We start from the raw sequence: 1,978 nt of genomic DNA on the forward strand, positions 1-1,978 counted from the left end.
CGGGGGTCCCGGATGACATCGTCCCTGGTCACAGCGCTGCGGACTGCTGGAAACTCCGAAAAGCGTAGGCACACGCCTACTTGACTGACCAGCGTGATTTAGTGACAATGTAGGCGTGTACTTGCGGGAGTCCAGTCGCCGGAACAAGGACGGCTCCAAGGTCACCTATCTCCAGCTCGCCCACAACGAGCGCCACCCGGTCACCGGTTCGCCGGTGGCCAAAGTCATCCACAACTTCGGCCGGAAGGACAAGGTCGACAAGGTGGCGCTGGCCCGCTTGGTGTCCTCCATCAGTCGGATCCTCGACTTTCCGATGACCGACTCCTCGGTCACCTCGGCCGACATCGAGATCATCGACTCCCGTCGGTTGGGCGGCGCCTTCGTGCTGGACCAGCTCTGGGAGCGGTTGGGTATCGCTGCCGCGTTGCGATCGTCGGCCGAGGACCGCCGCATCGACGGGGACCTGGTCGAACGGATCTGCTTCGCGCTGGTGGCCCAGCGGTGTCTTGAGCCCGCCTCCAAGTTGGCCGCCGTCCGGTGGACCCAGGAGCGGGTGGCCCTCGTCGGTTGTCCGGACTTCGACGATCAGGCGGCTTATGCGGCTATGGACTTCCTCCTTGCTGCACTTCCCGAGATCGCCGAGCGGATCTTCTCGACGACGGCCAACCTGTTGAACCTGTCCTGCGACATCATCTTCGTCGACACCACCTCCACCTACTTCGAACGGGACGTGGCCGACGGCGAGGCCGACCTGGACCTGGCCCAGAGTGCAGAGGAGAAGGCCACGTCCAAGTCCAAGGGCATCGGTCCCGAGGATCCCGGTCCTGAAGAGCAAGCGGTCCGCCACTTCAACAAGCACAGCAAGGACCACCGGCCCGACCTCCCCCAGGTGGTCATCGGCATGGCCGTCACCGCCGAGGGCGTGCCGGTGCGGTGCTGGACGTTCCCCGGCAAGACCTCGGACCAGGTGATCATCCGCACCATCAAGGACGACCTGGCCGGATGGATGCTCAACCGGGTGGTGTGGGTGGCCGACCGGGGCTTCAACTCCGCCGCCAACCGGGTCTACCTCCAGAAGGGTGGGGGCCACTACATCGTGGCCGAGAAGCTGCGAAACGCCAGTGGCGAAGCGAAGGAAGCTCTCTCCCGTCCCGGCCGATTCCACACGGCCGCCGGCAACCTCCAGGTGAAGGAGGTTGTGGTGGGTGACGGTGAGCGTCGACAGCGCTTCGTGGTCTGCTTCAACCCCGAAGCGGCCGAACGCGACCAGCAGGTCCGGGCCAACCTCGTCACCTATCTGGAGTCACAGATCGCAGGCACCGATGAGTCGAGCAAGTCACGTCGTGACGAGCTGGCCGGCAGACTCAAGACCACACCGGCTCTCTGGCGTCTCGTCCGAAGACTCCAGGACGGACGGTTCCGCATCGACAAGGCGGCCATCGCACGCGAGGAGAAGCTCGATGGCAAGTGGCTGTTGCGCACCAGTGACGACAGCCTCACTCCCACCGACCTGGCCCTCGCCTACAAGCAGCTGCTCGAAGTCGAGCGCGGCTGGCGGGACATGAAGGGGTCGCTCGGACTGCGTCCGGTCTTCCATCACCGGGAGGACCGGATCAGGAGCCACGTCCAGCTCTGCTGGTTGGCCCTCCTCCTCATCCGCGTCGTCGAGAACGCCACCGGGGACACCTGGCGCAACGTCCGCCACGAGCTCGACCGCATGCACCTGGTCACCATGGAGACGGCCGAGGGCCGGGTGGCCCAGCGCACGGCCACCACGACACGTCAGGCCGAGATCCTGGCCAGGCTCGACATCCCCGAGCCCGGCCGGTTCCTCGATTTCGAGCTTCCGGCGGCCTCCGCGTAGTCCCTGGTCACAGGCTCGCGTAGTAACACGCCTCAAATTCCCCTTCGCGCACGTTCTCCCAGCTCAGATCCTGTTTCTGGGGGTGCCGTGTGCCCATCATCTCAGTAATCCCGG

At 65.2% G+C, this 1,978-nt stretch carries 1 protein-coding gene; it reads left to right on the forward strand.

Annotated features, from left to right (window positions below):
- Nucleotides 1-115: 115 nt before the first annotated feature.
- The gene (locus tag IVW53_15815; protein MBF6607030.1) at nucleotides 116-1,864 is read left to right on the forward strand and encodes an IS1634 family transposase; all 1,749 of its coding nucleotides are present in this window, start codon (nucleotides 116-118) and stop codon (nucleotides 1,862-1,864) included.
- The last annotated feature ends 114 nt before the right edge of the window (nucleotides 1,865-1,978 follow it).

The sequence above is a fragment of the Chloroflexota bacterium genome (assembly GCA_015478725.1).
Lineage (GTDB): Bacteria > Chloroflexota > Limnocylindria > Limnocylindrales > CSP1-4 > C-114.